Here is a 24,915-nt window from a genome sequence, read left to right as displayed (position 1 = left end):
TATGCGTATTGCGTTTACCGGGTTGATCGTCGCTGTCGCTCTTTTAACAGGCACAGTGCAGGGGGCTTTTGCCCGCGATGCGAATGATATCGTGCGTGATGTGATTGCCGATTACATTAGGCCAGCGACAACGGCACTGAAAGCACGCGCAAATACCATGCATGCTGCCGCCAATGTGCTTTGCGAAAAGCCTAACGCAGTTGCGCTTAATACTGCCAGAGATGAGTTTAGTGCGCTTGTTAAAGATTGGGGGCAGGTGGAATTGCTGCGCCTTGGTCCGCTCGCGCAGGATAACAGGTTGGAACGCATGTTGTTTTGGCCGGATCGTCGTGGACGTGGCTTAAAGCAGGTGCGCTTTATTGTGCGCAGCGGTGATGAAACGGCACTTGATGCTGCAGGCTTGTCTGAAAAAAGCGTGGCTGTGCAAGGACTGCTCGCGCTTGAGTTTATTCTTTTTGGCGATGACAGTGCAGCGTTGACCTCTAACGCTGGCGCGGTACGATGCCAATATATGCAGGCAATTACAGAGAATATCGCTAATGTGACGGGGGAGATTGAGGCGGCATGGTATGATGACGGCCCGCAGGCGATCTCAACGCTTTGGCAAAATCCGTCTGACACCAATCCGCTTTTCCGTGATGACCGCGAGCAACTATCTGCCTTGTTTAAGATTGTCGGCGGCGGGTTAGAGATTGTTAGCGTACAACGCATTCAACCATTTTTAGATGATGGTTTTGACAGCGCTAAACCAAAGTCAGCTCTGTTTTGGCGTTCCGATAATGCGGTCAATATTATCGCGTCAAACTTTGCAGGTTTAAATGCGATTATGCGTGCAGCTGATTTAACCGGAGCGTTAGAAGGCGATGTAACCAGGACGGCCGACAGCGTGTTTTTTGAGTTTGATAATGCAGCGCGGACTTTAAAAGCGATCAACAAACCCACGGCTGATATCGCTGTTAATGCGGATGATTATGATAAGTTTAGCTATGTGAATATTGTCGGCAGAAGCATCGAAACAATCCTGCGGGAACAATTGTCGCCTGCGTTCAATCTTTCTTCTGGGTTCTCTTCGTTGGACGGGGATTAAGGATAAATGCATAAGCCGTTGCTGATTGATCGCAGAACTTTTCTCGCCTCGACAGGTGCAGCTTTTCTTAGCTGTATGAGTGACGCCCAAGCGCGGGCTATTCAACAAACAGACGCTATCTTTGCATCAGCTTATAAAGCTCCTGACGGCCGCTATGGTATTGCGACTTTGTCTGAGCGCGGCGAGTTGTTGCATAGCTATGTTTTGCCTGAACGGGGACACGATACAGTTTGGCGCGCAGATGGTGGTCAATTGATTGCATTTGCTAGACGACCGGGAACATTTGCTGCTGTAATCGACCCTAGTGGCCAAAGCGCGCCCACGATGATTAACGCTGTTGAGGGGCGCCATTTTTATGGTCATGGTGTTTATTCGCCCGATGGCGCATTTGTCTTTGCAACAGAAAATGATTTTGACAATGCGCGTGGTGTGATCGGTATTTACAATACACGCGACGGCTTCAAGCGTGTTGGCGAGTTTGATGCACATGGCATTGGCCCGCACGACATGGAACTTTTGCCCGATGGGCGCACATTGGTTGTTGCTAATGGCGGTATTGAAACCCATCCGGATTTTCCGCGAGCGAAGCTAAACATTGCTTCTATGAAGCCAAATTTGACCTTTCTTGATAGTGTGACAGGTAAGCTAATTGGTTCATTTGAGTTGCCTAAAGATCAACATAAGTTGTCAATTCGGCATATGGCGTTGATGGGAGATAATGTCTGGTTTGCCTGCCAAAATGAAGGAGACCTTGTCGCTACTACACCGCTTGTTGGGCAAGTTTCTTTAGAGAGTGGCACGATTGATATGGCTGAAATTCCTGAGGATGTGGGCATGAATTTGCGCGGCTATGTGGGGTCAATTGCTGCAAATGAGCAGGGCAACGAAATTGCGTTCACATCACCGCGAGGCGGCATATTGGTGCGCTATGATACGCGCACCAAAAAGGTTGCAGGCATTAAGCGCAGTGATGAGATTTGCGGCGTTGCGGCCTCTGGCAAGAGCTTTGCTTGGTCAAATGGCGAGGGTGCCTTTAATGTTACGAAACATTTTATGCTTTGGGATAACCATATCAGTGTTTCTAAACCTGCTAGCGCACACAAGAGCTAAACAAGCGCTACTTTCGCTATAATTAGCTCGTGATCTGAAAGCGCCGTACCTTCCGTGTCCAATGCTAGCACAATGTCAGATTTCAGCTTTGCAACGCCGCGATGGGCGAACCAATCCAGCTTCATCGTGCGTTCTGGAAACCTTGTCAGGCGGCTCTTGCGCGTCGTGTCTCCGTCAGCATTGCCTTCCCATGAAAAGCCTTGTCGTTCAGCGGCTTGAAACAATGTTTCCTCTCGCCAGTCATGGCTTGGGATATTGTTTCCCGTGTTCAAATCCCCACCAATGATTACGGGTAGGCCAGCAGCAAAACTATCGACAGCGGCGATGATACGGTCGATTTGTGATTGGCGTATGCTGATGCTTCCGGCGCTCTCCAAATGTGTTGATATGGCGCAAATATCACCAACCTGTGTTGGAATAATTGCGGCGACTGCGACCCGGCCTCCAATGCGCGGCTGGTTTGTATCCGTATCGTCGGAGGCACAAAACCAATGGCCATGATAGTCAAGACGGATTTGCAATATACGCTTGGGCTTTACCTTGCTTAAAATCGCATTGCCATGCCAGCCATGTGTGTTTTGTTCATCTTTAACAAATTCAAGCTCGGGTCCGCTGCCAAGGCCGAGTTCATGAAACTCGACGCAATAAGCATAGCCCATTTGCATGAGTGCGGCGAGATCACGCGTTGTATGGCGCTGGCCAGTACGCGCCATGCCATTGTCCATTTCAGAGAGCAGGACGATGTCTGGTGAATGTTTGCGGAGTAGTTCAGCGCTGCCTTCTACATCAATGCAGCGCTCCATATTCCATGCGGCAATGGTCAAATCTAATGGCAGTTCTTTATCGCCAATATCTGCCCAATTGTTTTCTATCAATGACAGGGCTTCAACTTGATCCATTAAATCGCGATGATTGCTGGCCGTGCGTTGAGCCGTAGAAATGTTCTTGCGCAGTTGAGCCGGTACATCCGGCAATTTTTCAGAGCTATGTTCACTATAAAGCTTCATTTAGCTGAGCCTTTTGCCAGTAGCTGTGTCGAAAAGATGAAGCATGTCGGGAGAAATGGTTGCATAGAGATCGCCTGTCGGCACTTCGTCCTCTTGATGCAGATTGATAACGAATGGCTTGTCGCCCAAGCGTCCATGCACCAAACGCGCTGCTCCAAGTTCTTCTGTAAAATCATGCACGAAAGGCTGTGTGATACCGTTTGCCTTTGTGGTCAGTTTGACCTTTTCAGGGCGCACGCCAACAGAAACATTGGATGATGCATCCAATTTATGATCGCTTTTAAGCAATCCAATACCGTCGATTTCAATGCCGCCTGTAGCAACTTTCCCTTCCATGAGGTTCATGGCAGGAGCGCCCATGAAGGTTGCGACGAATACGCTGGCTGGGCGGTGATAAATTTCGTCTGGCGTGCCGATTTGCTCGATATTGCCGCCATTGAGAACGACGATGCGGTCTGCCATGGTCATTGCCTCCACCTGATCGTGGGTTACATAAACAGATGTCGTGCCCAATTGGCGTTGTAGTTTGCGAATTTCAATGCGCATCTGGTTGCGCAATTTCGCGTCAAGGTTTGAGAGCGGCTCATCAAAAAGGAACAAAGCAGGCTCACGCACGATGGCGCGACCCATCGCAACACGCTGGCGCTGACCGCCTGAAAGTTGACTTGGGCGGCGATCAAGATGTTCTTCAAGGTTGAGAAGTCTTGCAGCTTCACGCACACTTTTTTCGATGCTTTCCTTGCTGTTTTTGCGGTTCCGCAGACCATAAGCCATATTGTTATAGACCGTCATATGCGGATAGAGCGCATAGTTTTGAAACACCATGGCAATGTCCCGATCAGCAGGATCAAGATCGTTGACCTGTTTGTCGCCAATTATCAAATCACCGGAGGTGATTTCCTCCAGTCCTGCAATCATGCGCAATAGCGTTGATTTTCCGCAGCCGGAAGGGCCGACAAGAACGATGAATTCTCCGTCCGCAATTTCGATGTCAGCACCATGAACGGCCTGAAATCCATTTGGGTAGATTTTTTGCAAAGCTTTGAGCGATACGATTGCCATAATTGTGACTCTCTATTTGTCAGATTCGGTCAGCCCTTTGACGAACCAAGATTGGAAGAAAATTACGATAAGAACAGGGGGCAGCATGGTGATTGTCGTCAGAGCAAAACCGACGGTGAACTCAGGCACACTGCTGCTATCTGTGAATGATTGAATGATGTTTTTAATGCCGCGCACGAGCGTGAACATGCCCTCATCTGTCGTAATCAGCGTTGGCCACAGATATTGGTTCCAACCGTAAACAAACATGATGATAAACAGCGCAGCGATCATGGTTTTTGATAGTGGAACAAGAATGTCGATGAAAAACTTCACAGGGCCAGCGCCATCAATACGGGCTGCTTCGACAAGTTCTTCTGGTACTGAACGAAAAAACTGACGGAAGAAAAACGTGCCTGTTGCAGATGCAATGAGAGGGACAATCAAGCCTGTATATGTGTTGCCAAGCCCAAGGCCTTGTACAACTTCGTAAGACGGTAATATGCGCACTTCGAGCGGCAACAAAAGTGTTGTGAAAATGATCCAGAAGCTGAGCGTTGCAAACCGAAAGCGGAAATAGACAATAGCGTAGGCCGCCATCATGGAAATGACGATTTTTCCGATAGCAAATCCAAAACCCAAAATGAGTGAATTGGTGAGCATCGACACACCGTCAATTGCTCCGGTGAAGCCGCTGGTCTCAAACATTGCGCGTTCGTAGTTTTCAAAAAATTGGTCACTCCAGCCAAACTGCAAACCTGACTTCGCGAATGCTAAATTATCATAGCTGGAAGTCATAAAAGTTAGCACGACTGGAAACAGCATAAAGAGCGCACCGAGAACCAAGATAAGGTGATCGATTAGCGTTTCGCGTTTTACCCGAAAGCGCTTTTTTACTTTTACAGCTGTTACGGCTGGCGGCGTTGAAAATGTATCTGTTACGGTCATGATGTGTGCCTTACGTGTAATGGATTCTGCGTTCGATCAGGCGGAACTGAAAAATAGTCAGTGCCAGAACGAGCAGCATAAGAATGACCGATTGCGCCGATGAGCCGCCAAGATCGCCGCCGCGGAAACCATCGACATAGACTTTGTAAGTGAGCGTCATCGGGTTGTTGCCAGGCTCGCTGCGCAACATCACGTCAATCACGCCAAATGTATCAAACATTGCATAGGTGATATTGGTGATCAGCAAGAAGAATGCTGTCGGTGCGAGGAGCGGGAATGTGATTGTCCAGAAGCGGCCTGAAGATGAGCGGTTATCGATCATCGCGGCTTCGCGAATTGAGCGCGGCACAGACTGCAAACCGGACAGGAAGAAGATGAAATTGATTGGAACTTGTTTCCAAATCGACACAGCGATGAGCGCGAAACCTGTGTCGTAATAATTTACGCCAATAACAAACTCATGGCCGAAAAAACCAAATAGCTGCGTAATCAGGCCGTGCCCTTGATAGAAAAGGCTCACGCCTAAAATTCCTGCAACGGGCGGGGCAACGGCATAAACCCACATAAGCAATGTTTTATAGGTCGAAGCGCCGCGTATAACTTTGTCAGCTTTTACAGCGAACAGAAGTCCAAATGCCAGCGAGAAAAATGTCACACTAACGGTGAATACCAATGTGAAAATGCTGATCCGTAAATATTCACTGTTTTGGAAAAGCGTGAGGTAATTTTCAAAACCAACGAATGTGCCAGTGAAACCAAACGGATCTTGTAGGTAGAAAGACGATTCTAAAGCTTCGAATGCGGGCCAATAGAAAAATACGAAAATAATACTTACCTGCGGCAATAAAAGCAGAACAGGCATCCAGGGACTTGAAAAAGCAGCGCGTTTCAATTGGCCAACTCCAAAATGGAAAACGGCCCGGACGTATCCGGGCCGAATGTTAGGTTAAAGATTAGCCTTGAGTTTTGGCAAAACGAGCAAGAAGTGCGTTTGACTCTTTTTCGATTGTTGCGAAGGCATCTTCAACGGATGTTTCACCGGTTAGGATGCGGCCATACTCGCGGTTCATCACGTCACGGATCTGAACGTAAAAGCCCATGCGGTAGCCTTTAGTCCATTCGCCAGCAGGCAATTGAAGCTGTTGAATGCCAACTTCTGCGGCCGGAGATTCTTTGTAGTAGCCGTCTTCTTTTGCAAGCTCATAAGCTGCTTCTGTAACCGGCACATAGCCAGTTTCTTTATGCCACATATACTGAACTTCAGGTGATGTTAGATATTGGAAGAATTCTGCTGTTGCTTTGTTTTCTTCAGCAGATTTACCAGCCATTGCGAATAGTGCCGCACCGCCAATGAATGTCTGTTTTGGTTCTTTTGTTACGCCTTCCCAGTATGGAAGAAGTGTTGCTGAGAACTTGAAGCCAACTTTTTCTTTAAGGCCGCCAAATGAGCCTGAAGAACCGAGCCATATAGCCACTTTTTCTTCTTCAAATGGGTTCTGGTTGTCGCCCCAGCCTGTGCCGTACCATTCAAATAGGCCTGCATCTTTCCACTCTTTAAGAGCTGTAAAATGCGCTTTGATTTCAGGTGTGTTGACTTTGATTTCCGTTACACCTTCATCATAACCATTGTTGTTGGTTGCGAATTCAAGATTGTGACGAGAGAAGAAGTTTTCTGTGAAAATCCATGGCAGGTGCGACTGTGCTAACGGGATGTAGCCAGCTTCTTTGAGCGCTGGTGCCGTTGTCTCTGCAAATTCTTCCCATGTTTTCGGTGCGCTAACGCCAGCTTTTGCAAGCGCTTCTTCATTGAAGTACATGATTGGTGTTGATGAATTGAACGGCATGCCGATCATTTTGCCATTCGCATCAGCATAGAAGTAACGAACGCCTGCGATATAGTCGTTGATATCGAACTTAACGCCGTTTTCGTTCAAAAGGTCTTCAACAGGCACTGTTGCGCCTTTAGCACCAATAACAGTCGCAGCGCCGGCATCAAAAACCTGAAGGATGTTCGGGTGTTCACCAGCGCGGAATGAAGCGATGCCAGCTGTTAGGGCTTCTTCATATGTGCCTTTGAAAACGGGTGTGATTTTGTATTCGTCTTGGCTCGCGTTGAAATCGGTTGCGATCTTATTGACTGTTTCGCCAAGCTGGCCGCCCATAGCGTGCCACCAAGTGATGTTTGTTTCTGCAAATGCAGTTGTTGAGAACATTGTCGCGGCAAGACCGGCTGCCAGTAATTTACGGAGGGACATAATAGCTTCCTTAAAGATTGGAGAACCCGTTCGGGGTGGGCGCTATTTATGAAGACTCCGTGACAGTTGGATGTAGCTTTTATGACATTTGAGTGAATGCTCGTGTGGATTTCTTGAATTCAAATGCGCTAGCCATTTTTTTTAGCTAGCGCATTGTTGGTTTTTTAAAAACGGTTTACCGGCATTTTAAGGTAGTGGTTTCCATCATTTTCGCGAGCGGGAAATTTTCCTGCACATAGGTTTACTTGCAAAGCTGCAAGCATTCTATCGGGTAAGGGCAGGGTCGTATCGCGCTTTTCTCGCTTGGCAATCCATTCACCCCGATCTGTGCCGCTTTTAACATGTATATTACTAGCGAGATGTTCGCTAATTGTCGCTTCCCATTGCGGCTCTTGGCGTTCATCATTGGTGTAATCGTGACCGATAAACAGGCGCACATCATCGCCCAGTGCAAAAATAGCCTGAATAGAATCCCAAAGTTCAGAAGCTGAACCACCTGGAAAATCACAGCGCGATGTTCCACGGTCAGGCTGCATCAATGTGTCATGCACCAGCGCACAATCATCGCCAACGACATAGGAGATGGAGCCGAGCGTATGACCTGTCGACAACATTACCTGCACGTCTAGCTCACCTATCGTAAACGTATCACCATCATTAAATAGATGTGCGTAATGTTCATCCACTTTCAAGCCATCGGGCTCATTATAATAATCGCGCCAAAGTTCTGCGATTTTTCGTGTCTTGGCACCAATAGCGTTGGGCACATTATAATGCTGCGCAAGCAATGATGAGGCGGTGAGGTGGTCGGCGTGGGGATGCGTATCAAGCACCCATTCCACTTTGTAGCCTTCGCGCTCAACCAGAGCGACGATCTGGTCAAAGGCGATTTTGTCGGTTGCAAAACTCTTTGGATCAAAGCCTTGAACGATGTCGACCAGAGCGCATTTCTTCGTCGTCGGGCAGGCCACCACATATTGCGCAGAACCCGTTGGGGGATCATAAATTCCCCAAACCTCGGGTGATTTTGGACCATTCGATTTTGAAAAGCGCTCTACGCGATTGTCATTCGAGTTACTCATGTTGATTACTTTCCTGCCGTTTATTCTATTTTGTCATCATATTCTTGATTGGCTGGCCTATTAAAAAGCCAATTAGCATGGCGGGCAAAAAGGCCAAGGTTCCTGTTGCCATAAGTGGCAGGGCTGTCCATGCAGGGCCGGGGCAAAATCCACCGATACCCCAGCCTACACCAAATAAGGCTGCACCCATCAAAAGCGGCTTGTCGACCGCAGTGCTTAAAGGAAGCTGAAAATCGGTCATTAGAATAGGATGATCGCGCTGCAAAACAATGCGGTAGCCAATAAAAGTAACGAGTGTTGCGCCGCCCATGACAAAGGCAAGCGATGGGTCCCATGTGCCAAATACATCCAGAAAATTGATCACTTTGGCAGGGTTAGACATGCCTGAGATTACCAGACCAATGCCGAAAACAAGACCGGAGAGAAAACCAAATATAATGCGCATTGATCAGCTCCAAACGTGACGTAGAAGGAAAACAGTGGCAGCTGCAAACAACATAAAAGTTGCAACGGCTGCGAGCGAGCGGGTCGATAATCTTGCTAGGCCGCAAACACCGTGGCCGGATGTGCAGCCGGAACCGATGGTTGTGCCAATGCCGACCAGCAAACCAGCCAGCGCCATGCCAAGCACATTGTCCGATACAGTTTGCTGAATATCGCCAGTAAAGAGCGACACCAGCAAGGGGGCAATGATAAGACCCGCGATAAAGGCTATACGCCAGTCCCAATCTGCGGCTTTTGTTTGCGAGGGTATGATAAGGCTCAAAGCGCCTGTGGTTACGCCAGTAATGCCAGCGATACGCCCGAACAAAACCATGACCATAACCGCGGAAATTCCAATTAAGACACCACCTAGAAGCGATGCCCATGGGGTGAATTCAGTAATGACACTGGGTAACATGTTCGACTCCGAGCTTTATTTTACAATGGATATCGTATATTAGGAAAATGTATATAAGGCAATGGTAATATAAAGATGCTAAACATTCAACGTGATGAAATTGAAATTTTAAAATCGCGCGCCGATGAGGTTGCGGGCATTTTATCGTTGATGGCTAATTCTAAACGACTGCTTATTCTTTGTTTTCTAGCTGACGGTGAAGCCTCGGTGGGTAAAATTCAAGATACGCTTGGTATTGGGCAGTCGTCTCTCAGTCAGCATCTTACGAAGTTACGAGAAGGAAATGTGGTCGCAACACGCCGCGATGCGCAAACAATCTATTATCGTCTTGCCGATGAGCGGATCGTCGCAATGATGAACGCGTTGTGCGACACCTTTGTCAAAGGAGGCTGAACTAAAGTTCAGCCCACCAATTTGTTTTTGTGCTGATTTGCAATTAGTTTTCTGCCTGTAGGCACCAAAACTCCTGCTGCACCTGTCAGTGCATCTTTTTGTAACTCTAAGCCAAGAAAACGATCTTTCTCATAGGGGCCGGGCATAGATAGCTGTTGTGTGAGGCCAGCAGAAAAACCAAACCGCTCATAATAAGCAGCATCACCGACGAGCAAAATTGCACCATGACCAAGCTCGGTTGCCTTGCTTATTGCAGCTTTCATGAGTGCAGAGCCAACGCCTGATGATTTTGATGCATCATCTACTGCAAGTGGGCCAAGCAGCAAGCCGTGTTTGCCGTTTTCGGATGCTACATCCCATAGGCGGACTGTGCCAATCAATGAACCGAATTCATTGCGTGCAACAAGCGCCAAGCCGCGAGAAGGCATGTAGCCACGGCGCAAAGCATTGGAGCTTTTCTTGCGCCAGTTTGGTGCCATGACACGGTCGAGCAATGCGTTACGCGCGCGGCCTTCGCCGTTTTGCTCAGCGCCAATCGTGAAATTGCTTTCGGCATCGGCCGAAACAGACATGAAATTCATTGAGATATACCCCAAACGCTTTGGTAATCGGTGCTGACACTGACGCCAGCACCGATTCCGGCTGGAGGCCGATTTAGATGACGTAAGATTTCAATGGTTCAAAACCATTGAACGCTACAGCGGAGTATGTCGTTGTATAGGCACCGGTACCTTCAATGAAAATTTCATCGCCAATGCTCAAAGTAACCGGCATTGGATAAGCGTTTTTCTCATAAAGAACATCAGCTGAATCGCAGGTCGGGCCCGCTAAAACACAGGGTGTTTTATCAGCGCCATCGCGCGATGTTTTGATGTCATAACGAATGGCTTCGTCCATTGTTTCTGCAAGGCCGCCAAATTTACCAATGTCGAGATAGACCCAGCGCACATTGTCATTTGCAGATTTGTTAGAGATCAGCACAACTTCTGATTTGATAACGCCTGCATTGCCAACCATACCGCGGCCAGGCTCGATGATTGTCTCTGGCATATGATTGCCAAAATGTTTTGAAAGCGCATCGAAGATAGCCGAGCCATAGGCTTCTGCTGTTGGTATGTCTTTCAAATAGCGCGTTGGAAAACCACCGCCCATATTGACCATTTTCAACTGTACGCCAGCTTTAGCCATCGCATCGAAAATCGTGCGTGCATGCGAAAGAGGTAAGTCCCAAGCGTCAACTGTCGTCATTTGAGAGCCGACATGGAATGAAATGCCATGTGCAACGAGGCCAAGCGCAACGGCGTGTTTAAGCACATCTGTTGCCATTTCAGGCACGCAGCCAAATTTGCGAGAAAGCGGCCATTCAGCGCCTTCGCCATCTGTCAGAATGCGGCAGAATACACGTGAGCCAGGTGCAGCGCGGGCAATTTTTTCAACTTCTACTTCGCAGTCAACGGCAAACATGGAAACGCCATGCGCAAAAGCTGCAGCAATATCGCGCTCTTTTTTAATTGTGTTGCCGTATGAAATACGGTCAGGCGTCGCACCAGCTTCAAGTGCCATTTCGATTTCAACAACAGAAGCGCAATCGAATGAAGAGCCCATATCAGCAAGGAGGCGCAGGATTTCTGGCGCAGGGTTTGCTTTAACCGCATAGAAGATTTTAGATAGCGGAAGCGCGCGGCGGAATTTTGTGAAGTTGTCGGCGACAACATCAAGGTCAACAACCAAGCATGGTGTTGCAGGGTTACGTGTGTTGAAGAAGTCGATAATACGTGCAGTTGCCATTAGGCCAATCCTCAAAATCAAATACCGGATTTTCCGGCGTCAGAACGATGTCGCTTGAAAAGAAGGCAAGAATGCACCTTACGATGAACAAGCAGCGAGATTGTGATCCTTGTGGAGTGGATCGGTTCTGCCTTTGATTGGGGATTGCTCCGCCGCACATCTGGCAATGAAAGTGGTGTCTCGAAAACCCCGGCGTTTGGACCGCCAGACGAGTAAACTTGGGCTTCAAACCCTGAGACCCTCACCGTCGTTGCTTTACGATATCCACGTATCAAGGGTTGGCCTTTGATACGTCCGGAGGGGTTAGCTCCGGTTACCTTGCCGTGCTCTTCACCATATCGAAGAGTCGGCGGATACCTATAGGCACGTGCGACTATGGGTGCGCGTCTAATACGCCGTTTTTATATGATTGCAAGTGGATTTTTTACTGTCGGTCCTCAAAGCTTCATATTTTTTATTCAATGCCAAAATGAATTGGTTTCGTTGCCTTATTTTGCAGCTTGCAGCTCATGAATAAATATTTGCACATTCATATTGTGGGTTTGGTTTCTGTGAAGAAAAATTATATTTTACCTATAGACAAATAATTATTACCTATATATTGAATTTATATGACTTGTGATAATGAATGGATTTTTAAAACAGCTGATCGTCTCTGCGATTTATACGCGCAGGAGTTCGGTGGGAAAAAATCTGGGCGATATAGAATCCCAGTAAAACTCTTGCGGGAAATAACGGGAAGGCGGCGTCTATACGAAGATGATATTCGTGAGATCGGGCGTGCTGTTGCCGAGCGTGGTTTTGTATTGATTGATATGGATAGTTTTTACGTGATTATGAGTGCAAATACCTTTGTGAACTATCGCCGCGCGAATGAGGATTTTCTTTGATAAAGGCTCCAGCGCAGTCACGTTCAGAGCCTCCTGTCCGCTGCGTCGGGTGGCGAGAAGTCGTCGAGCTGCCAGATCTCGATATAAAGAAACTTCGCGCAAAAATTGATAGTGGTGCGCGGACATCGGCAATTCATGCCGAAAACCAAGAGATATTTTATCGCGATGACGTTAAATGGGTGCGCTTCAGTTTCCCTTCGCCCGATAGCAAAGGGCGTAAAATACTTGAGGCTGTTGTTTCTGATGAGCGCAAAATTAAGAATACAGGCGGTGTGCCTGAACAGCGCGTAATCATTAGAACAAATTTGATGGTAGGGAGTTATCGCGCCAAGGTCGATATCTCTCTCGCTGACCGAAAGAATATGGAGTTTGATCTGATTTTGGGTCGAACTGCCTTACGTGTGTTGCGCCTCATGATTAACCCAAGTCGTTCTTTTTTAATGGGTGATCCTGTTTCTAAAGTGACACAAAAACATGCTGTAAACCAATAGCAACGTGGCGGTTTTCGCCTTCCTATTACATTTTAAACAAAGGAAAAGTCGATGAAGATTGCGATGTTAGCTCGAAATGCAAAGCTTTATTCTCACAAGCGGTTGAAAGAAGCTGCAGAAGAGCGTGGCCACACGCTCGATATAATCAATACGCTTCGATGCACGATGAACATCGCGTCTCGACGTCCTGATATTTATTATGAAGGCGAAAAACTCACTGGGTATGATGCAGTCATTCCGCGTATTGGCGCTTCAGTGACGTTTTATGGTCTTGCCGTATTGCGTCAGTTTGAGATGGCGGGTGTTTATCCGCTCAACGAGTCTGTTGCTATCGGCCGTTCACGCGACAAACTGCGCTCAACGCAAATTTTGGCCCGTGATGGTATTGGTTTGCCAGTCACCACATTTGCCCATGATCCTAAGCAAACCGAAGAAGTGCTTAAAATGGCGGGCGGTGCGCCGCTTGTCATCAAGCTTCTTGAAGGCACGCAAGGCCTTGGCGTCGTTCTTGCCGATACTGATCGCTCGGCAAAATCAGTTATTGAAGCGTTCCGCAGCGCCAATGTGAACATTCTTGTGCAGGAGTTCATTAAAGAAGCGGGCGGCACAGATATTCGCGCATTGGTCGTTGGCGGCAAAGTTGTTGCAGCGATGCAGCGCACCGGCGGCGAGGGCGAGTTTCGCTCGAACCTTCATCGCGGCGGCACTGCTAAAATGATAAAAATCTCGTCGGAGGAACGCTCAACGGCTGTTCGCTCTGCAAAGGCAATGGGCTTGAATGTATGCGGTGTGGATATGCTGCGTGCAAACCATGGTCCCGTCGTTATGGAGGTGAATTCTTCACCTGGATTGGAAGGCGTAGAAAGAGCGACAGAAATCGATATCGCAGGAAAGATCATCGATTTTCTCGTGGCAAGCGCTGCAAAGGGCAGCACGAAAACTAAAGGTAAGGGATAATGGCAGCGCGCGCACCTTTTTCTATTGGTGAATTTGAAATTGAAGCTGGTGCGCAACGCACGATTGACCTGCCGGTAAGTGTTCTTTCGGATCATACGCCAGTCACCATGTCTGTTCATGTGGTTCACGGTGAAAAACCGGGCCCGACACTCTTCATCAGTGCGGCTATTCATGGTGATGAGGTGATTGGCGTGGAGATTGTTCGCCGCGTTCTACAGTCCAAAAGTCTGAGCAAGCTACGTGGTACTTTATTGGCGATCCCAATTGTCAATGCGTTTGGCTTTATGAACCATTCACGTTACCTGCCTGACCGCCGTGATTTAAACCGCTCGTTTCCTGGTAGTCCAAAGGGCTCTTTGGCTGGGCGGCTGGCACATCTTTTTGAAACGGAAATTCTAGACCGTTCAGATGTTGGTATTGATCTGCATTCAGCCGCTATTCACCGCACGAACCTGCCGCAAATACGCGTATCGCCAAGTGGTGCGCGAACGTCAGAACTTGCGAATGCTTTTGGCGCGCCGCTGGTTCTAATGTCCAAAGTAAGGGATGGTTCTTTGCGCGGTGTGGCGCAGAAAAAAGGCGTGGACGTTCTACTTTATGAAGCAGGCGAAGGCCTTCGCTTTGATGAGTTTTCTGTGCGTGTCGGCGTGTCCGGCATCTTACGCGTCATGCACACTTTGGGCATGATTGGCGCAAAAGGGGTGCCTAAATCGCGCACGACATCCATGCAGTCTTCACACAGCGTGTGGGAAAGATCACCTGCAGGGGGGCTGCTGCGTTGTTTCGTCGGCACTGGAGAAAACGTCAGCAAAGGCCAAGTGCTGGGCATTGTTTCCAGTCCGTTTGGTGATTTCGAAGAAAATGTAATCGCAACGCATGGCGGCCTGATTATCGGCAGAACGAACCTTCCTATCGTAAATGAAGGAGACGGCCTCTTTCATATCGCAACCATTCGTCAGAATATTTCGGCAGAAACGAAAATTGAAAATATAGCAGCCGAGCTGGAAGATAGTATTATGGCTGACGAAGACGAGATTATTTAGCTTCACATTAAGGGGATAGAAAAAGCGTTGCATATTTCTGGGTAAAATTTATGCTTATGTGATGCTACCGTCTTTAAACGTAAACGCATGGTGTTTCCCATAAGCTACCCCAAAAGGTACATAATAGACCCAATGAGAGTTAATGAGACTGTTCGTGATCGTGTTCAAGATACTGTAATATCAAATGTTTATGACGCTAAAAAACATTTAGTTTTTTCAATTGCCCCCATGATGGACTGGACGGATCGGCATTGTCGTTTTTTCCATCGCCAATTGACCAAACATGCTTTGCTTTACACGGAAATGGTTGTGGCGGACGCGGTCATTCATGGTAATCGTGAGCGGTTGCTAGGTTTTGATGCGGTTGAACATCCGGTCGCTGTTCAAATTGGCGGCAGTGAGCCGCAGAAGATGGCCGAGGCTGCACGCATATGCGCTGATTATGGCTATGCCGAAGTCAATATGAATGTGGGCTGCCCATCGGACCGTGTTCAGTCTGGTACATTCGGCGCTTGCCTGATGCGTGAACCGGACCTTGTCGCGCGATGTGTTGACGCGATGAAAGAAGCTGTCGATATTCCTGTGACGGTAAAATGCCGTATTGGTGTTGATGATCAAGACACACAAAAAGCGCTGGATGATGTTGCTCAAAAATCATGGGATGCAGGTTGTGATGGGCTTTGGGTTCATGCCCGAAAAGCTTGGCTGCAAGGTTTAAGTCCGAAAGAAAACCGCGATGTGCCGCCTTTAGATTATGCGCGTGTGCTACAGCTCAAGGCAAAAAATCCGAGTCGTTTCATTGGTTTGAACGGTGGTCTTGAGAATGTGATTCATGGTTTGGATGCTGCGAAGGGGGAAGGGATTACGCTTGACGGCATTATGCTTGGCCGTGCCGCTTATCAAAATCCGCTGTGCCTGTCGCACGTCGATCCGCTGGTTTATGGCGAGGAGAACGCAAGCTTTGATGCTGGCGAGCTCATCGATGCGATGTGTGATTACATTGATGCTCAAATCGCAAGCGATAGCGGTATTCGTGTGAATCACATCACGCGGCATATGGTGGGCCTCTTTCCGGGCGTAGCTGGTGCGCGGCGTTTCAGACAAATTTTGTCCAATGAATCGGTTAAGCCTAATGCTTCAAGCCAAGTATTGCGCGATGCGTTTGATATCGTCAGGGATGGGCTTGGCAAAGATAGTGACAATGCACTAGACCCTTCTCAGGCGGCGTAAGCTAAACGCCTGAGATCGGAGGCGTTTTGGCTGAGTTGGATTGGACACTTATCGCTGGTTTGGCCAGTGTTGTTGCGGCTTCCGGTGTCGTTGCCGGATTTCTAGCTGGTTTGTTCGGCATTGGCGGCGGCGCTATTCTGGTTCCGGTGTTTTTCTTTGCATTTGGCGTGGCCGGTATCGACGATGCTGTGCGTATGCACCTTGCGATTGGTACATCGCTCGCAATCATTGTTCCCACATCTCTGCGATCATTTTCGGCCCACTATAAAAAGGGCGCGGTCGCAATGGATGTGTTTAAATCATTCATCATATGGGTTCCCATTGGCGTGCTTTTGGGAACCTTGGTCATTGCCAGTATTTCCTCAACAGAGCTGCGCGTGGTGTTTGCAGGCATTGCCACAATTGTTGGTTTGCGGCTTATTTTTCACCGTGAAAGCTGGCAGCTTGGAAGCGATATTCCAACGGGTCCTATTCGCTGGATTGCCGGTGTTGTGATCGGTGCTCTTTCGATGCTGATGGGCATTGGTGGTGGTGTATTAAACAATACGTTTATGACCTTATATGGCAGATCCATTCACCAAGCTGTTGCCACATCTGCCGGTACAGGCGTTTTAATTTCAGTGCCTGGCCTGTTTGGCGCGATTTGGGCCGGGTGGGGGCAGGCAGGATTACCGCCATTTTCTACCGGTTATGTGAATTGGATCGGCGTTGCGCTGATCATTCCCATTACGCTTTATATGGCACCGCTTGGTGCAAATGTTGCGCACCGCTTAAAGAAGAGACATCTTGAGGTGGGCTTTGGGGTGTTCTTGCTGATCGTAGCTGCACGCTTCGTATATAGCGTAACTTAACTGCTTTTGTTGCTGTTTTTCATGGCGCGGCGCTTTGTGACGCGGCGTGGCCGTGTTTCGATTTTAGCAACGCGTGCAGGTAGCTCTTGCATCAGTTCTTTACGGCGCTCATCTGAATACACTGTCCATGCAGCGATTTCATCGCGCGTGCGCCCGCAGCCATAACAATGGCCCGTGTTCATATCAATTGAGCATAAAAGGATGCAGGGCGATTCCATTAGTCTTCACTTTAGTTCTGTTATGTTTGTTAGATAGTGATTGCATAGGTGCTGGCAAGGCCAACGAGCATGGTAATCTCTACCAATTGTTGACACGCACCGAGTGTATCGCCGGTTTGTCCGCCAATCATTTTCATACATAGTTTTTGAAATCCAATCATAATCATCACTGAAAGTACGATTGCGATTGTTGCGGATATAAATCCGGTCCCTAAAACGCCGAATATCAAAGCGCTGCCTAAGCCCATAACGGCTGCTATGGAGACGGCGTTTTCATGCGGTTTTCCTAGTTGGCCGGACACGCCATCAATACGTGCTGGAGGAAGATCAGACCACATCCATACCATTGCGCCGCGCGAGGCGGCGTTCGCGGCAATCATCGCAAAGCATGCGGCAATAACGCCTGAGGCTTGTAGGATTGCCGTGAGAGCAAGAACACGCAGGAGCAGCGAAGATATAACGGCAATGACGCCATAGGTGCCGAGGCGCGAATCTTTCATAATTTCAAGTCGGCGCTCTTTGGTTGCGCCGCCGCCAAACCCATCGGCGATATCTCCCAAGCCGTCTTCATGTAATGCGCCCGTCAAAATGATGACTACGATTATTGCAATGGCGGATGAAAGCGCCGCGGGCAGATGCAATATGTGGGTGATAATAAAAGCTACGCTACCCAGCAAGCCGATTACAATTCCAGCTGCCGGAAAGTATCCCGCATTTTGAATTGTTTCGTTATGCGCATCATCATCATCATCATTGAAATAAGTATTTGGCACGGGCAGGCGGGTCAAAAAAGCAAGAGCGCGGGCTGTTTCTGCGATGGGTGAGTTCAATTTCATCTTTCCTGCGACATTCTTGGAACAATTGGGGGTTTAGTTGAGTAACGCTATAGGCTAATCGAAGAGCAATAACCACACTTTCAAAATGGATGGCTTTCGTGACTACTGGATTACCTTTTGATGATTTTCGTGCGCTTGTTCGCGATTTGCCAAAGCCAGCGTTTGAGGCAGCAGAAGCTGTGCGCCAGCGCGATGCCACTTTGACCAAGCCTGCCGGATCGCTTGGCCGTCTTGAAGAGCTTGCTGTATGGCTTGCTGCATGGACAGGCCGTGCGCCAGCGGTCACCAGACCACTTGTGGCTGTGTTTGCTGGCAATCACGGTGTTACGGCGCAGGGCATATCGCCATTTCCATCTAGCGTGACTGCACAAATGGTTGAAAACTTTGCAGCAGGCGGTGCCGCAATCAATCAGATTTGTATTGCCCATGATCTTGGTCTTAAAGTTTTTGACTTGGCGTTAGATTTGCCAACGGCTGACATCACGCAAGAAGCGGCAATGGACGAGCGCACATGTGCTGCAACAATGGCGTTTGGCATGGAGAGCATTGCAGGCGGCACTGATCTTTTATGTATTGGCGAGATGGGTATCGGCAACACAACTATCGCAGCGGCCATCTATTATGCGCTATATGGCGGCAAGGCAGAAGACTGGGTTGGCGCAGGTACAGGCCACAGCCCTGAAGGGATTGCATTAAAAGCAGATGTTATTCGCAAGGCTGTTGAACTTCACAAAGACCATTTGAAAGATCCATTCGAAGTATTGCGCCGTTTGGGAGGCCGCGAAATTGCAGCGATGGCTGGTGCAATTCTAGCTGCGCGCGTTGAGAGTATCCCAGTTATTATTGATGGCTTTGTTGCCACTTCTGCAGCAGCTATTTTGCATGCTGCATCGCCTGATGCATTAGACCATTGCCAGATTGGGCATGTTTCAGCCGAACAAGCCCATAGAACAGTTGTTGAGAAGCTTGGCAAAAAGCCAATCCTCGATCTTGATATGCGCTTGGGCGAGGGGACTGGCGCAGCATTGGCCGCGGGTATCGTTAAAGCTGCAGCACTATGCCATAGCGGAATGGCAACATTTGAGCAGGCAGGCGTTAGCGACAAGGCGTAAATGGCAGTTGAATGCCTATAATCAACTAAGCGATTGAGCGCTGTTGGCTTCGTTTATCGTGAAGCCCATGGCGTTTTGACTTTTGCTGATTTTCTATTGGCTCTGCCGGCAATTCATTTAAAACGCGGGAACGGGGAAGGATCGCAATCGCTTTTGTGCCTTCACGCAATTTCGAACGCAATTCCAGTTTACCGCCATGCATTGAGAGCAATGCTTGCACAATTGGAAGGCCGAGACCTGTGCCTTGTTCTGCGCTTTTGATCGCGATGGAACCTTGTCCAAATGCAGACAGAACGATTGGGATTTCTTCTTCTGGGATGCCAGGGCCATTGTCGACAACGGACATGTATTGGCCGCCGGATTCGGTCCAGCCGACGAGTAGTTTAATCGTCCCACCTGACGGTGTGAATTTAACAGCATTTGAAAGCGTGTTGAGCAGAACTTGGCGCATTGCGCGTTCATCAGCCAGCACGCGCGGCAAACCTTCTTGGAAATTGGGTTCGATTTTAATGTTCTTTTGATCGGCTTTCATCTGAATCAAAGCCATGCAATCTTCTGCAATATCGGTCAGGCGCAGGGTTTCTTCTTTGATCTCATATTTGCCTGCTTCGACACGGCTTAAGTCTAGAATTTCGTTGATGAGGTTTAAAAGATGCTCACCTGAACTGTGAATGTCCTTTGCGTAAGTCTTGTAGGTGTCGTTTCCAAGTGGGCCCAAAATTTCTGCGCTCATGGTTTCGGAAAAACCTAAGATCGCATTAAGCGGTGTGCGTAGCTCATGGCTCATGGATGCAAGAAAACGCGATTTGGCCAAATTGGCTTCTTCAGCGCGGCGGCGCGCTTCATCGGAAATTGATTTTGCCATCTCCAATTCGGCCACCAAAGAGTGGTTTTCATTTTGATAGGCGAGACCGGATTTGGATGATTTTTCAAGGCGCACAGCAACGAAAGTGAAGAATAACAAACCGGCGAAAACCAATGCTGTTGCCAACATTCCCGTCTGTTGCATACCGTATTGTGCACCAAATGCCACAACCGGAATGGCGAATGAGATAACGATGGTGATTGGCAGTGTGTAGCAAATTGTTGCTGTTGCCGATGTCGCCATAAGCAAAAGAATTGCTTTATAAAATATGGCAGGTTCAGCGCCGCAAGACGCACATGGTATGATTGTTAATACAGCCCAAGATAGACCCACAAACAAATGACCTAGGAGAAAAATACGTGTCCAGAGTTTGCGAGTGTCTTTTTTCCCTGTTTTCAAGAAACGGCGTGATAGCAATGCCATGGCTGTGTAGATCAGGCATGAAAGTGTAGCCCAAACAAATATCTCAGGCCCAAATCCAATTGCGAAACCTGCAAAAGATGCCAGTACGACCAACAGCGGAACCGCAACGACTGAAGAAACGATCGCATGCGCGTGGAGCTTCAAGAGTTCTAACGAGTATTCCGGTGATACCATGCTTTGTTTTGCGAGCCGTTCGCGGCTTTTTTGCACTGTGTTTCGCAAGTCACGGTTGCGCACAGTCTTGCGACGGTCAACAATGGTTTTATCGGGAAGATTTTCCGTGGAAATCATTTCAACAACACAACAAACACATTCAAAAAAGCGAACACTCGCGAACGACGATGCCGCCGCGTAGAACCCAATTTATACTTTCTAATGGGTTAACAAGTCCCTTCTATTCTCAGGATTTACAATTTGAGTAAGCGATATAGAAAAAGTAAAAAATGGCGCGTATTCGGATATTTGCGGCTTATCTTGTTGTTTGCCGTCGTCGCTTTTGCTGCCAGCTGGCTTGAACATCAAAGCCGAGAGCGCCTAACCGCTGATTTTAAAGTCGTTGATGGCGATAGTTTGAAGAACGGCGATGAGCGGATACGGTTGGTGGGAATTGATGCCCCAGAGATTAAGCAAATATGCGGTTCACCAAAGGGAGATTATCGCTGCGGTATCGAAGCGCGGGATTTTTTGCGCGCTCTTGCCAGTCGGGGCGCGCCTGAATGTTACGTTGAGGGCAAAGATAAATATGGCCGCTTCTTAGCTGAATGCTTTGTCGGAAAAACCAGTCTCAATGCACAATTAGTGGCCGCTGGATGGGCCGTTTCCTATGGTAGTTATGGTTGGCAAGAACGTTTGGCGCGGCATGAAAAACGTGGACTTTGGCAAGGCGAATTTGACCGGCCACAAGACTGGCGCGCGACACACAGCGCTTTAATAGACAGTCCTTCTGGCCGTATTTGGCATGGGCTCTGGCGTAGGTTAAGCTATTGGTTTTTACCCGAGGAAAGTAACATATGAGCATTGATGCGACAGACCATACGCTTTTTGATGGTGGGCGTGCGCCCAACCCACGCCGCGTTGCGATTTATTTGGCAGAGCGCGATATCAACGTAACGGTCAAGCCTGTTGATATGGGTGCTTTGGAGCATAAAAGTGATTCAATATCTGCGCTCAACCCACTGAAACAATTGCCTTTGTTGCAATTGCCGGATGGCGATGTGATCACTGAGTCCATCGCCATTTGCTGCTACTTTGATGCCCTTTATCCCGATGGGGCTCTTTTCGGTAAAGGCCCGAAAGAGGTGGCTGTTTTTGAAATGTGGCAACGCCGCATTGAACTTCAGCTCCTCTATCCCGTCGCACAAGCCTTTCGCCATATCCATCCGGGTATGAAGGACTGGGAAGTGCCTCAAGTTCCAGAATGGGGAGAAGTCAATAAAGCCAAAGCGGTTCGATTTTCCAAATTACTGAATGAACATCTTGCCGATAATGAATTCATTTGCGGCGATGATTTTACGGTTGCGGACATAACCGGCATTATTGCTGTGGATTTTTCAAAACCTGCACGCATCGCTTATGATGAAAACTTACCGCATTTCAGTCGGTGGATTGAGGTTGTGCGATCAAGGCCAAGTTATAGCCGATGAGCGTGAGCACATTAAGCACTGCAATTAAAGCCTGCCGTATATGTGTAGAAGAACCTATCGGCGCACCACTGCCGCATGAGCCAAATCCGGTTTGCATTATATCGAGCAAGGCGCGCATTTGTATATGCGGGCAGGCACCGGGCATGCGTGTTCATAAATCCGGCAAACCGTTCACAGACCCTTCTGGCGAGCGTCTGCGCGATTGGATGGGCATTGATGCGCAAGATTTTTATGATGCTAATAAGCTTGCGATTGTGCCGATGGGGTTTTGCTTTCCGGGCTATGACGCAAAGGGCGACGATCTGCCGCCGCGCAAAGAATGCCGAATGCACTGGCATGACCGTGTCTTTTCGGAAATGCCGCAGATCGAACTTATCTTGGTTGTTGGCCAATATGCGCAAGCCTATCATTTGGGCGCGAAACGTAAATCCAACATGACAAAAACCGTGCAGGCGTGGCGCGACTATATTGATGAAAAGCCTGCCATATTACCTCTACCCCATCCTTCATGGCGTAATTCAGGATGGCTCAAGCGCAACCCTTGGTTTGCGGAAGATGTGTTGCCTGTACTAAAGAAACGCGTTCAAGACTTGCTTTGACTGCTCATTGTGGTACGGAATTAAATTCTAACGCGTGCATTTTCTGCATCGCATTTTAGAAAGTCATACCGTATGGACCGTTTAGATAGAAAAATTTTGAAACTTGTGCAGGAGGATGCCACATCTTCTGTAGCTGATATTGCGAAAGCTGTTGGCTTGTCCACTACGCCGTGCTGGCGCCGAATTCAAAAGCTTGAAGATGAAGGCGTTATTCGCAAACGCGTTGCGCTTCTTGATCCTAAGGCTATCAATGCCCGTGTAACCGTTTTCGTATCAATTCGTACAAACACGCATTCTGTTGAATGGCTCAAACGCTTTTCAGAGGTGATTAGCGAGTTTCATGAAGTTGTCGAGTTTTACCGTATGAGCGGTGAGGTTGATTACCTTCTGCGCGTTGTCGTTCCTGATATTGCGGCCTTCGATGCATTCTATCAGCGCTTGATTACCAAGATTGAAATTCGTGATGTGTCGTCTGCCTTTGCTATGGAGCAGATCAAATACACAACAGAAATGCCGCTTGATTATATGGTGATCGACAAGGCTTAACGTTTTAGGTGGCGTGTGAGGCGCAGCTCCAACCCATTCCAAATATTGCGTAAGACTTCGACGATAACGAAATAAAATACCGCCGCCCAGATATACATTTGGAAATCAAAGGTACGTGAATAGGCGCGGCGGGTCTCGCCCATCAAGTCAAAAACGGTCACTAGCGCAACGATGGCAGAGCCTTTGACCATGAGGATGATTTCATTGCCATAGGGGCGCAGTGCGACAATCAAAGCCTGCGGCAAAATGATTTTCTGGAATGTTTTCCAGCGCGGTATGCCGAGCGAATCTGCTCCCTCCCACTGGCCTTTAGGCACGCTTTGAATGGCGCCTCGCAAAATTTCAGCTTGGTAGGCTGCCGTATTAAGTGTGAAGGCCAAAATAGCGCAGTTCCACGCATCACGGAAGAATATCCAGATGCCTAACGCGTCCAATTCTGCCCGAAAGGTGCCTAGACCATAATAAATTAGGAACACTTGAACGAGTAACGGTGTGCCACGGAAAATATAGACATAGGAAAACGAGAGTGCACCGATGATCTTATTTTTCGACAATCTACCGAAGGCAATCGGCAATGAAATTATTGCGCCTAGTGCAATAGAAACAGCGACTAGCGTGAGGGTAGTTTGCAATCCGGTCCAATATTTTATGCCGTATTTATCAAACTTTTCCGGGTCCCATGACGTAAAAAGAAACCAGATTAATCCAATGCCTGCTGCTGTCCAAAACAGCATGAGGATGTTTCCGCTTATGCGTGCGCTATTCCATTGTCTTGGTGGGCGCGGCGGCGGGGCCTGATCGGGCAGTATTTCTGTGGCTACGAATTTCATCGGGCATCACCTTTTTCGCTAAAGGCTTCAATGCGTGAAATCACAATCGATGATAGAAGCGCCAGAACAAAAAATAGTAGAAAAGACACGCCATAGAACAAGAAAGCGTGTTTGGTAACGCGCGCTGCAATGCCGGTTTGCCTTACGATGTCTGCTAGCCCGATAGCTGAAACAAGCGCGGTGTCTTTTAAGAGCAGCATCCATAAATTTGCTAGGCCAGGAAGTGCAATGCGAACAAGCTGCGGGAAGATTATCAACCGCATGACGACCGATTTTCGCACGCCTAAGGCAAATCCACCTTCATATTGTCCAAGTGGAATAGCGCGAAATGCGGATAAAAATACTTCTGATGCATAGGACGAGAAAACCAAACCCAAAGCAATCATGCCTGCGACGAACGAATTAAATTCGAACGATATGTCCAGATCAAGAATGACAATGATTTTTTGTATGGCGATCTGCATGCCAAAGTAGACGAGGAACAATGTTAGAAGTTCCGGCAGCCCACGAAAGATCGTTGTGTAAATATCGGCTGCAGTTCTCAGCGACCATTCTTGGCTTTGTTTAGCCAATGCTACAAAGAAACCGATCAGCAGTCCAAATGGAAGCGTGGCCAAAGCAAGCGTTATTGTTATTAAAACACCTGAGGCGATTTCATCACCCCAGCCCAGATCTCCAAAGGAGAGTAACTCCCAACTCGTCAAATCCCAGTCCCTTCGACTTGTTGATGTGACAACGGCGGAAGTTCATACAACTCCCGCCGCTCTCT

The 24,915-nt window shown here is 48.3% G+C and carries 29 protein-coding genes; 14 read left to right on the top strand and 15 right to left on the bottom strand.

Annotation, left to right across the window (positions count from 1 at the left end):
* Nucleotide 1: 1 nt before the first annotated feature.
* Together C504_RS17235 and C504_RS0105095 are read left to right on the top strand one after the other, a co-directional pair.
* A complete protein-coding gene (locus C504_RS17235) occupies nt 2–1,087 on the top strand; it encodes an imelysin family protein (RefSeq protein WP_018688231.1) in 1,086 nt (361 codons plus the stop codon).
* Between the two features lie 6 nt (nt 1,088–1,093).
* Nucleotides 1,094–2,197, top strand: coding sequence for a DUF1513 domain-containing protein (locus C504_RS0105095; RefSeq protein WP_018688230.1), 1,104 nt, complete (start codon nt 1,094–1,096; stop codon nt 2,195–2,197).
* Here C504_RS0105095 and C504_RS0105090 read toward each other — a convergent pair.
* The 8 genes from C504_RS0105090 to C504_RS0105055 form a co-directional block, all read right to left on the bottom strand.
* The gene (locus C504_RS0105090; protein ID WP_018688229.1) at nt 2,194–3,204 is read right to left on the bottom strand and encodes an endonuclease/exonuclease/phosphatase family protein; all 1,011 of its coding nucleotides are present in this window, start codon (nt 3,202–3,204) and stop codon (nt 2,194–2,196) included. The genes C504_RS0105095 and C504_RS0105090 overlap by 4 nt on opposite strands.
* Complete coding sequence (locus tag C504_RS0105085; protein WP_018688228.1) at nt 3,205–4,266, bottom strand: sn-glycerol-3-phosphate import ATP-binding protein UgpC; 1,062 nt, start codon at nt 4,264–4,266, stop codon at nt 3,205–3,207.
* A gap of 12 nt (nt 4,267–4,278) precedes the next feature.
* Nucleotides 4,279–5,070, bottom strand: coding sequence for an ABC transporter permease subunit (locus tag C504_RS0105080; RefSeq protein WP_041951585.1), 792 nt, complete (start codon nt 5,068–5,070; stop codon nt 4,279–4,281).
* 133 nt (nt 5,071–5,203) lie between these two features.
* Nucleotides 5,204–6,085, bottom strand: coding sequence for an ABC transporter permease subunit (locus C504_RS0105075; RefSeq protein WP_018688226.1), 882 nt, complete (start codon nt 6,083–6,085; stop codon nt 5,204–5,206).
* Nucleotides 6,086–6,146: 61 nt separating this feature from the next.
* On the bottom strand, nt 6,147–7,448 hold the full coding sequence (locus tag C504_RS0105070; protein ID WP_018688225.1) for an extracellular solute-binding protein: 1,302 nt from the start codon (nt 7,446–7,448) through the stop codon (nt 6,147–6,149).
* A 164-nt stretch (nt 7,449–7,612) separates the two neighbouring features.
* Nucleotides 7,613–8,530 (bottom strand): MBL fold metallo-hydrolase, encoded by a 918-nt coding sequence (locus tag C504_RS0105065; protein ID WP_018688224.1) that lies wholly within the window; start codon nt 8,528–8,530, stop codon nt 7,613–7,615.
* A gap of 25 nt (nt 8,531–8,555) precedes the next feature.
* Nucleotides 8,556–8,975, bottom strand: coding sequence for a DUF6691 family protein (locus tag C504_RS0105060; RefSeq protein ID WP_018688223.1), 420 nt, complete (start codon nt 8,973–8,975; stop codon nt 8,556–8,558).
* Nucleotides 8,976–8,978: 3 nt separating this feature from the next.
* Nucleotides 8,979–9,431 (bottom strand): YeeE/YedE family protein, encoded by a 453-nt coding sequence (locus tag C504_RS0105055; RefSeq protein WP_018688222.1) that lies wholly within the window; start codon nt 9,429–9,431, stop codon nt 8,979–8,981.
* A gap of 75 nt (nt 9,432–9,506) precedes the next feature.
* On the opposite strand from C504_RS0105055, the gene C504_RS0105050 reads away from it, so the two are divergent.
* Nucleotides 9,507–9,824 (top strand): ArsR/SmtB family transcription factor, encoded by a 318-nt coding sequence (locus C504_RS0105050; RefSeq protein ID WP_018688221.1) that lies wholly within the window; start codon nt 9,507–9,509, stop codon nt 9,822–9,824.
* Nucleotides 9,825–9,832: 8 nt separating this feature from the next.
* On the opposite strand, the gene C504_RS0105045 is transcribed toward C504_RS0105050, so the two are convergent.
* Together C504_RS0105045 and C504_RS0105040 are read right to left on the bottom strand one after the other, a co-directional pair.
* On the bottom strand, nt 9,833–10,405 hold the full coding sequence (locus C504_RS0105045; protein ID WP_018688220.1) for a GNAT family N-acetyltransferase: 573 nt from the start codon (nt 10,403–10,405) through the stop codon (nt 9,833–9,835).
* Between the two features lie 73 nt (nt 10,406–10,478).
* Nucleotides 10,479–11,612 carry a type III PLP-dependent enzyme gene (locus tag C504_RS0105040; RefSeq protein WP_018688219.1) on the bottom strand — a complete coding sequence of 378 codons (1,134 nt, stop codon included), beginning with the start codon at nt 11,610–11,612 and terminating at the stop codon, nt 10,479–10,481.
* A gap of 611 nt (nt 11,613–12,223) precedes the next feature.
* Here C504_RS0105040 and C504_RS0105030 point away from each other — a divergent pair.
* From C504_RS0105030 to C504_RS0105005, 6 genes are all read left to right on the top strand, one after another.
* The gene (locus C504_RS0105030; RefSeq protein WP_018688217.1) at nt 12,224–12,502 is read left to right on the top strand and encodes a hypothetical protein; all 279 of its coding nucleotides are present in this window, start codon (nt 12,224–12,226) and stop codon (nt 12,500–12,502) included.
* A complete protein-coding gene (locus C504_RS0105025; protein WP_018688216.1) occupies nt 12,499–12,993 on the top strand; it encodes an ATP-dependent zinc protease family protein in 495 nt (164 codons plus the stop codon). The genes C504_RS0105030 and C504_RS0105025 overlap by 4 nt, the downstream gene beginning before the upstream one ends.
* A gap of 51 nt (nt 12,994–13,044) precedes the next feature.
* Nucleotides 13,045–13,950: a 30S ribosomal protein S6--L-glutamate ligase gene (gene rimK / locus C504_RS0105020; protein WP_018688215.1), complete on the top strand. Its 906-nt coding sequence runs from the start codon at nt 13,045–13,047 to the stop codon at nt 13,948–13,950.
* On the top strand, nt 13,950–14,993 hold the full coding sequence (locus C504_RS0105015) for a succinylglutamate desuccinylase/aspartoacylase family protein (protein ID WP_018688214.1): 1,044 nt from the start codon (nt 13,950–13,952) through the stop codon (nt 14,991–14,993). The genes rimK and C504_RS0105015 overlap by 1 nt, the downstream gene beginning before the upstream one ends.
* A gap of 132 nt (nt 14,994–15,125) precedes the next feature.
* Nucleotides 15,126–16,223: a tRNA dihydrouridine(20/20a) synthase DusA gene (gene dusA, locus C504_RS0105010; RefSeq protein ID WP_083923129.1), complete on the top strand. Its 1,098-nt coding sequence runs from the start codon at nt 15,126–15,128 to the stop codon at nt 16,221–16,223.
* A gap of 26 nt (nt 16,224–16,249) precedes the next feature.
* On the top strand, nt 16,250–17,074 hold the full coding sequence (locus C504_RS0105005) for a sulfite exporter TauE/SafE family protein (protein WP_018688212.1): 825 nt from the start codon (nt 16,250–16,252) through the stop codon (nt 17,072–17,074).
* Here C504_RS0105005 and C504_RS0105000 read toward each other — a convergent pair.
* Complete coding sequence (locus C504_RS0105000; RefSeq protein WP_018688211.1) at nt 17,071–17,292, bottom strand: DUF1289 domain-containing protein; 222 nt, start codon at nt 17,290–17,292, stop codon at nt 17,071–17,073. The genes C504_RS0105005 and C504_RS0105000 overlap by 4 nt on opposite strands.
* A 29-nt stretch (nt 17,293–17,321) precedes the next feature.
* Complete coding sequence (gene cobS / locus C504_RS0104995) at nt 17,322–18,122, bottom strand: adenosylcobinamide-GDP ribazoletransferase (RefSeq protein WP_169385083.1); 801 nt, start codon at nt 18,120–18,122, stop codon at nt 17,322–17,324.
* Nucleotides 18,123–18,217: 95 nt separating this feature from the next.
* On the opposite strand from cobS, the gene cobT reads away from it, so the two are divergent.
* Nucleotides 18,218–19,240, top strand: coding sequence for a nicotinate-nucleotide--dimethylbenzimidazole phosphoribosyltransferase (gene cobT, locus C504_RS0104990; RefSeq protein ID WP_018688209.1), 1,023 nt, complete (start codon nt 18,218–18,220; stop codon nt 19,238–19,240).
* A gap of 25 nt (nt 19,241–19,265) precedes the next feature.
* Here the strand turns inward: cobT and C504_RS0104985 are convergent, their stop codons facing one another.
* Nucleotides 19,266–20,819: a sensor histidine kinase gene (locus tag C504_RS0104985; RefSeq protein ID WP_018688208.1), complete on the bottom strand. Its 1,554-nt coding sequence runs from the start codon at nt 20,817–20,819 to the stop codon at nt 19,266–19,268.
* Nucleotides 20,820–20,942: 123 nt separating this feature from the next.
* On the opposite strand from C504_RS0104985, the gene C504_RS17230 reads away from it, so the two are divergent.
* The 4 genes from C504_RS17230 (at nt 20,943) to C504_RS0104965 (ending at nt 23,316) form a co-directional block, all read left to right on the top strand.
* On the top strand, nt 20,943–21,542 hold the full coding sequence (locus C504_RS17230) for a thermonuclease family protein (RefSeq protein ID WP_169385082.1): 600 nt from the start codon (nt 20,943–20,945) through the stop codon (nt 21,540–21,542).
* Entirely contained in the window at nt 21,539–22,171 is a 633-nt protein-coding gene (locus C504_RS0104975; protein WP_018688206.1) for a glutathione S-transferase N-terminal domain-containing protein, read from the top strand. The genes C504_RS17230 and C504_RS0104975 overlap by 4 nt, the downstream gene beginning before the upstream one ends.
* On the top strand, nt 22,168–22,770 hold the full coding sequence (locus C504_RS0104970) for a uracil-DNA glycosylase family protein (RefSeq protein ID WP_018688205.1): 603 nt from the start codon (nt 22,168–22,170) through the stop codon (nt 22,768–22,770). Before C504_RS0104975 ends, C504_RS0104970 begins: the two co-directional genes overlap by 4 nt.
* Before the next feature lie 72 nt (nt 22,771–22,842).
* A complete protein-coding gene (locus tag C504_RS0104965) occupies nt 22,843–23,316 on the top strand; it encodes an Lrp/AsnC family transcriptional regulator (RefSeq protein ID WP_018688204.1) in 474 nt (157 codons plus the stop codon).
* Here the strand turns inward: C504_RS0104965 and C504_RS0104960 are convergent.
* Nucleotides 23,313–24,146: an ABC transporter permease gene (locus C504_RS0104960; RefSeq protein WP_018688203.1), complete on the bottom strand. Its 834-nt coding sequence runs from the start codon at nt 24,144–24,146 to the stop codon at nt 23,313–23,315. The two genes, C504_RS0104965 and C504_RS0104960, sit on opposite strands and share 4 nt — an antisense overlap.
* Nucleotides 24,143–24,850, bottom strand: a complete 708-nt coding sequence (locus C504_RS0104955) for an ABC transporter permease (RefSeq protein ID WP_018688202.1) — start codon at nt 24,848–24,850, stop codon at nt 24,143–24,145. Before C504_RS0104955 ends, C504_RS0104960 begins: the two co-directional genes overlap by 4 nt.
* Nucleotides 24,851–24,915 lie beyond the last annotated feature (65 nt).

Source organism: Ahrensia kielensis DSM 5890 (genome assembly GCF_000374465.1).
GTDB lineage: Bacteria > Pseudomonadota > Alphaproteobacteria > Rhizobiales > Rhizobiaceae > Ahrensia > Ahrensia kielensis.
Note: the sequence above shows the minus strand (reverse complement) of the source record. Positions and strands in the feature narration are given on the sequence as shown.